Source organism: Vibrio sp. V19_P1S1T109, from assembly GCF_002241375.1.
GTDB lineage: Bacteria > Pseudomonadota > Gammaproteobacteria > Enterobacterales > Vibrionaceae > Vibrio > Vibrio anguillarum.
The window spans coordinates 1-6,795 of record NZ_NDIM01000107.1; the positions used below are offsets into that span (position 1 = coordinate 1).

A 6,795-nucleotide genomic window follows, 5' to 3' on the forward strand; every position below is an offset into this window, starting at 1 on the left:
GGTGTGGCTGGTGCCACTGCCGCCGTTCATATGGGAGAACTGGGGCTCAATGTGCTGCTTTTGGAAAAAAGCGCTGGTCTCGTTAATGGGCCGCCGATTTGCCATCTGCACGCGGGCGGTAACCTCTATCGCGAAATTTCGCAGCAGCAGTGTCTTGAGTTACTTAAGCAGTCGATTGAAACCGTCAGGCTCTACCCACACACGCTGAATAAGCGACCGACTGTGATTGCTGTTCCGCATAGTGATGGCGGTGAGCCGCAAGCCTTATTACCAAGGCTAGAGCTTATTCAGCGCAGCTATCAACAATTGGTTGATGAAGACCCATGTAATCAGCAGCTTGGTCAACCCCAAGAGTATTTCAAACTCTACAGCCGTGAAGCACTGCAGGTATTAGCAACTCAGCAACAGAGTGATCAACCGACATCATTCGATGATTGGGTGATCCCTTTTGCTCAACATGCAGATTTAAATCAGTTGAAGTACCCAGTCATTGCGGTGCAGGAATACGGTTGGAGTGTTTTTCGGCTGGCGGCCAGTGCTGAGCTTGCGTTAGCGGCGATGCCTCATTGCCAAGTTTTAACGCACGCTCAATTAATCAAATCTGATTTTATTGATGAGCAATGGCAGCTCGTTTATCTGGATGCTCAAAAGCATGAACACGTTATTCATGTCGATTATTTAGTCAATGCATGTGGTTATGAAACGGGAATAGTCGATGATTTGGCTAAGGCTCCGCGTCAACGCTTGGTGGAATTTAAAGCGGCCTACGTTACCCGTTGGGCAGAATGCGACCAGCAATGGCCAGAAGTGATTTTTCACGGGCCAAGAGGCACCCCACAAGGAATGGCTCAGCTAACACCGTATGCTGATGGTCTATTTCAGTTACATGGTATGACCGAGGGAATCACGTTATTTAAAGATGGGTTAGTGGCCTCGCAAGCTGGATCATCACAGCCCGTATTGCCTGATTATCTCGAACGCAAAATTAAGAACGGTTGGCAACAGGACGCACTGCAAGAGCGCAGTGAACGAGCCATACACCACATGAGTCATGTTCATCCCACAGTATACTCAAGCACAAGTGGCTGGTAAGCCACTGTTTGGTGCGCAGCAAATTCCCGGCCAAGATGCCACATTACGAGCCGCTGATGTTACGTTTGAAGCTCATAATTATGCGCGAATCGAAGTGGTCAAAGGTTCATCCGCGTTGGAAGCGGCAACTAAAATTGTTCAGCATTGGCAGTTAGTGAACGATGAAGACTTGCTACAATCGATAGAAGTTCGTCACCCAATCAGCATGAGTTTGTCTCTTGAACAGGTGGAAGAGAAAGCCATCGCGTTAGCTAAGGCACGTGCTTATCCTGAAGAATTAGCAAAAATTGTCGGTATGGTTTGATTGGTAACACCTTGCGGTTTTCTAAAGGAGCAAGGTGATAGTCGTTAGTAGCCGAAATAACGCGCCCATTGGCACCAAACCTCTTGCAGGCCTTGTATATCACCTTTGACAAAACGTATTTTCTGCCCCGGTTTTGCTTGTGCCAAACGGGGCAGATCAATGCGAGCCACACACCCTAATTTAGGGTAACCGCCGATGGTTTGGCGATCGTTGAGTAAAATGATCGGTTGGCCATCTGGCGGGATTTGAATCGCCCCCAAAGCAATTCCTTCCGATAAAATAGGTGTAGCGGGTGGGGTAACCGTATCGCCATTAAGACGATAGCCCATGCGATCGGCATGCTGACTGACAGTGAAGCTGGTTTGATAAAAGCGATCGAGTTGCTGCGATGAAAATTGCAGGGCTTGGTAGCCTTCAATGACGCGTAATTTAAGTGGCAGATTATAATCAGGCTTATAACGAAAAGTAATGTGTACGGGTTTGTTATCGATAGCGTGGGGATTAAAGTGCAGTGAATCGCCCGCTTGCAGTGGTACACCGTTTTGCGTTAACCCACCAAGCTGTTCTTTGGGTACGGTGACAACACTACCTAAATGGTGAGGCACAATGAACCCTCCGCGCACGGCCAAATAAGCTCTTAAGCCATTTTTGGCTAGGCCAAATTTCAGTGTTTGCCCGGCTTGCGCGCTAAAGCTTCGCCAATTACCAATAACTTTGCCATCTAACGTGGCCGATAAATCACCACCTGCAATTGCCAGCATACATGGATGTTTAACATGAAATTCCGCCTGACCAAGCGTGATTTCAAGCGTTGCTAAATTGACTCGGTTACCCAGTAAATGGTTGGCCCAACTGTAGGCGTAATCATCGACTGGTCCTGATTGAGTAACACCGATATGACTGAGACCAAAGCGGCCAAAATCTTGAATTAAGCTCAGTTGACCGGGTTTTATCACCTGTAGTAGGGGGCTCATGAATGGTGCTCCCACTGCGAGGCTAATTGAGGTATTTCACCTCCTAATGATAAAAATTCCTCGCGAGTCATCGCTGTAAACTTCACTTTAGTTCCAATCGAAAAAGGCGTCATTGGTGTTTGATGAGGAGAAAAGAGCGCATGGGGGCAATTAGCGATGATATTCCATCCCCCGGGAGAGTTGTTCGGATAGACGGCCGTTTGCTGTTCTGCAATCGCGACGCTGCCTTTTGCCACATTAAGGCGTGGGGTGGCATGGCGCGGTAAGCGTAATTGTTCATCTACTTCAGCCATAAAGGCAAAGCCTGGTGCAAAACCGACGGCACAAACGGTGTAGACCGTTTGAGTGTGCAGCGCGATAACTTGTTGCGTGGATAAACCAAGCGCATGGTAGCGCTTTAAATCTGGGCCGACACTTTCATCGTAGTAAGCGCCAAGCTCAACCAAATTGTGGGTGGCTTCCACAGTTAAAGATAAGGCCGCGATCGCTGTGATCAATTGCTGCTCTAGCTCCCTTTGACTTATACGATAAGGAAGGTAATCGATCAAAATGGTAGTGTAAGAAGGGGTGACATTCATCAGGTAAGCAGAAAACTGCACCATGATCTGTTGCGCAATTTGTCCGATGTCGAGTGAGAGATCGGCCGATGGCGGGTGAGTAAAACGCAATAAGAGGCTGCATTCCGCAACGGGTTCAATGCTGTAGTTCAATGTCACTTAACACTCCTTGTGATGACGTTGTAGCCGCTAGGAGATACACGTGTAATGGTTCAACGCTCTCGTAGACAAATTCGGATTTTCTCTATCAGTTCAATCGCCGCCGGGTTATCGCCATGCACGCAAATCGTATCGGCTTCGATAGGGATCACAAAGCCATCCGAACTGGTCACTTTTCCGTAATCAACCAGTTGTTTAATTTGATTGATGATCGCCTCTTCATTAGTCAGCACTGCATTGGCTTGGCCTCTTGGAGTGAGCATACCATTAGCGAGATAAGTTCGGTCGGCAAAGGCTTCAAACAGCAATGGCACGTCATAAATATCGGCGATATCAAGGTAATCTTGGTTATTGCCTGAAGCTAAGATCATCAAGGGCACATTGAAGCAAGAAACTGCATCGACCACTGAGCGAAAGACAGATTTGTCACGCATCATATCGTTATATAAAGCCCCATGAGGTTTGACGTAGCTTATCTCGGCATTTTTGCTCTCACATAATGCCTTGAGTGCACCAATCTGGTAAATCAGTAACTCGCAGATCTCTTCTTCGCTAAAACTCATTGAACGGCGACCAAAACCTTGCAAATCGGGGTAACCCGGGTGAGCGCCAATCATTACATCAAATTGAATCGCCAGCTCAATCGTTCGGCTCATCACGTGTGGGTCAGAGGCATGAAAGCCACACGCAATATTGGCCATGTCAATCCAAGGCATCACCAACTCATCAGCGCCCATTTGCCATGCACCGAAGCTCTCGCCCATGTCACAATTGAGAGTGATTGTTCTTTTTGTCACGGGTTGCATCATCCTTGAGTATCCATGTTGAGTAACTTGCCGTAATCAAAGGCAATATACAGTGATCCGATTCATTGTTTGGCGATAAGTATGGGCCGAAAGAGAGCGAATTTGCCTGATAGACAAACATTAAAGCAGATTGATTTATAAGTGAAGTTTAGGTTGAAAGTCGTTAAACTTGCACAACCAATGTCAGAAGGTAAAAACAATGAAAGTATTAGTGACAGGCGGGATGGGGTATATCGGCAGCCATACCTGCATTCAAATGATCCACGCCGGTATGACACCCGTAATTTTTGACAACTTATACAATAGTAAAGCATCGGTTTTAGAGCGCATCGAAAAAGTGTCCGGTGTGAAGCCGCTGTTCGTCCATGGTGATGTACGCAACCAAGCACAACTGGTTGAAGTGATGAAAGCGCAAAATATTCAAGCGGTGATCCATTTCGCAGGCTTAAAAGCAGTCGGTGAGTCAGTAGAAAAACCATTGGAATATTACGATAACAATGTGAATGGCACATTGGTACTGGTGGCGGCCATGCGTGAAGCTGGCGTGAAGGCACTTGTTTTTAGTTCATCTGCAACCGTATACGGTGACCCAGCCTCAGTGCCTATTACCGAAGATTTCCCAACCAGCGCGACCAACCCTTATGGCCGTAGTAAGTTAATGGTTGAAGAGTGCTTGGCCGATTTCCATAAAGCCAACCCAGATTGGAGCATTACACTGCTGCGCTATTTTAACCCTGTAGGTTCACATCCATCAGGCGAGTTAGGTGAAGATCCACAAGGCATTCCGAACAACCTAATGCCTTTTGTCTCGCAAGTGGCCGTGGGTCGAAGAGCATTTCTCTCTGTTTTTGGCAGTGATTACCCAACTAAAGACGGCACAGGGGTTCGCGATTATATTCACGTAATGGACCTAGCCGATGGTCATATTGCTGCGCTGGAAAAAGTAGGCCAACAAGCAGGCTTGCACATTTATAACCTAGGCACAGGAAATGGCTACAGTGTACTAGAGATGGTGAAAGCGTTTGAACAAGCGTCAGGTAAAAGCGTGCCGTACCAATTGGTCGAACGCCGCGCTGGTGATATTGCGGAGTGTTGGGCAGATCCAAGCAAAGCGATGGCGGATCTAGGTTGGAAAGCGACTCGTAGCCTAGAAGCGATGACACAAGATACGTGGCGTTGGCAGTCAAATAATCCACAAGGTTATCCTGAGTCTTAAGCTCTTGCTTCAACTTCTCTGCGATGAATGAAATAAATAGCCAGTCAAATGACTGGCTATTTTGATCTGACTTGGTTACTCAAGCAACCCAATGATCAGTTGGTCCGATAACGGCTTAAAATTTCACCAAGGTTGCGCGAAGCGTTTGCAAGGCTAGCGACACCTTGCGATGAGGTTTGCGCAACACTGCGAATCGCATTGGATTGTGTACGAATATCACTCAGCTCAGCAGCAATATCATTAGCAACGGCGCTTTGCTCCTCGGCTGAAGTTGAAATTTGAATACTCATGTCATTGATCATTTTTGCTGATTCAGCAATTTGATTGACGTTATTGCCGATGTTAGCGACTAAATCACTACTGGTTTGAGCTTGACTAACCGTTTGCTCAGTAATGCGTGCGATATCTTGACTTTCGGTTTGCAGCTTCTCAATCATGGATTGAATTTCAACAGTAGCCGCTTGCGTGCGGCTAGCTAAGGTGCGAACTTCATCAGCTACCACGGCAAAACCGCGCCCTTGTTCACCAGCACGTGCCGCTTCTATTGCAGCGTTCAGTGCCAATAAGTTCGTCTGTTGCGAAATGGCATTGATGGTGGTGATCACATCGTTAATCTGCGCCGTATTTTCATTCAATGTAGACACCGAATGAGAGGCTTGTTCAATGAACTTTGACAACTGGGAAATTTCATTAATCGCTTGCTGAACTAGCTGTGAGCTCTCTTCCGCTTGTTTTGAATCTTGCTCGGCTTGCTGATTGGCTTGTTGGGAAATGGTCGACACTTCTTGCGCCGAGGCCGTCATCTCTTCCATGGCCGTGGCGACGGAATCCAAGGAAGCGTATTGGCTACTGATTTGTTGCTCGCTCTCTTTCATCTCATGGGCAAAAGAGCTGGATGTTTCACCGAGAGTGGTGGCATTTTGTTTTACTGAAACTACCAGTTCGGTCAAGGTGTCCATGGCGTTATCGAGCGCGCAGCCAATGGTGCCAAACTCATCGCGACCGGGATGAAAACCTAATCGTGAAGTTAAATCACCTTGTGAAATTTTCAAGGTTGTTGTGTACAGCACCCACAATGCACCGCCAATAAAAGTAGCGACCCAATAGAGGAAAATAGCAAAAGGGATTGCCCACAAATAGCTCAACAGAAAAGTCGAGAGTGCCGATCGCCGAGCGTCTTTTTCAAGATAAGAGAGATTCTCTGTTAGCGCGTAAACTTTGCCATCGCTGTGTTTTGCTGTGGCGGTAATCACCCCTTTTTGATAACTAGTTGCGGCTAAAGAATGGCGAGTTTCAACCGCTGAAAGGGTTTGTGGATCTGCACCGCTGGCAAGCAGACCTTGCAGTTTGTACTCAACGGCCAACTTCGATTGCGCTTCTATCTGGGCCAGTGAATCAACATAGCGATTTCCTGCGACAAAGCTTAAAGCGGTGAGGAATAAAGCGAAGATCACCCACATCTTGTCATTAATTGACATTTTAATGAACACGCGGTCAATCGTCCTGAACTGAACTTCTTTCATTGCTGCTCCGATATGCAAAAAAGTAATAGTAAATTTTATAAATATACTAAGGCTAAATGTGTGTGTTCGTGCAGAATTTTATGAAATGAATGTTGACTTAAATATCAAGATTGAGACTTTGATCTTATTTTAGGTTAAAAAAAGTGGGGAGAGTAATATTACTC

The 6,795-nt window shown here is 46.7% G+C and carries 5 protein-coding genes and 1 pseudogene; 2 read left to right on the top strand and 4 right to left on the bottom strand.

Annotated features, from left to right (window positions below; genetic code table 11):
• A pseudogene (locus B9J87_RS05135) lies at window positions 1-1,396 on the top strand (FAD-dependent oxidoreductase); the annotation flags it as partial.
• Between the two features lie 44 nt (window positions 1,397-1,440).
• On the opposite strand, the gene B9J87_RS05140 reads toward B9J87_RS05135, so the two are convergent.
• From B9J87_RS05140 to B9J87_RS05150, 3 genes are read right to left on the bottom strand one after another with little or no spacing between them, the layout of a single operon-like run.
• A complete protein-coding gene (locus B9J87_RS05140; RefSeq protein WP_176429484.1) occupies window positions 1,441-2,370 on the bottom strand; it encodes a biotin-dependent carboxyltransferase family protein in 930 nt (309 codons plus the stop codon).
• A complete protein-coding gene (locus B9J87_RS05145) occupies window positions 2,367-3,086 on the bottom strand; it encodes a 5-oxoprolinase subunit B family protein (protein WP_094149621.1) in 720 nt (239 codons plus the stop codon). Before B9J87_RS05145 ends, B9J87_RS05140 begins: the two co-directional genes overlap by 4 nt.
• Window positions 3,087-3,139: 53 nt before the next feature.
• The gene (locus tag B9J87_RS05150) at window positions 3,140-3,883 is read right to left on the bottom strand and encodes a 5-oxoprolinase subunit PxpA (RefSeq protein ID WP_094149623.1); all 744 of its coding nucleotides are present in this window, start codon (window positions 3,881-3,883) and stop codon (window positions 3,140-3,142) included.
• A gap of 208 nt (window positions 3,884-4,091) precedes the next feature.
• On the opposite strand from B9J87_RS05150, the gene galE reads away from it, so the two are divergent.
• Complete coding sequence (gene galE, locus B9J87_RS05155; protein ID WP_029189705.1) at window positions 4,092-5,108, top strand: UDP-glucose 4-epimerase GalE; 1,017 nt, start codon at window positions 4,092-4,094, stop codon at window positions 5,106-5,108.
• A 95-nt stretch (window positions 5,109-5,203) separates the two neighbouring features.
• Here the strand turns inward: galE and B9J87_RS05160 are convergent, their stop codons facing one another.
• Window positions 5,204-6,631 (bottom strand): methyl-accepting chemotaxis protein, encoded by a 1,428-nt coding sequence (locus B9J87_RS05160; RefSeq protein WP_029189704.1) that lies wholly within the window; start codon window positions 6,629-6,631, stop codon window positions 5,204-5,206.
• Between the last annotated feature and the right edge of the window lie 164 nt (window positions 6,632-6,795).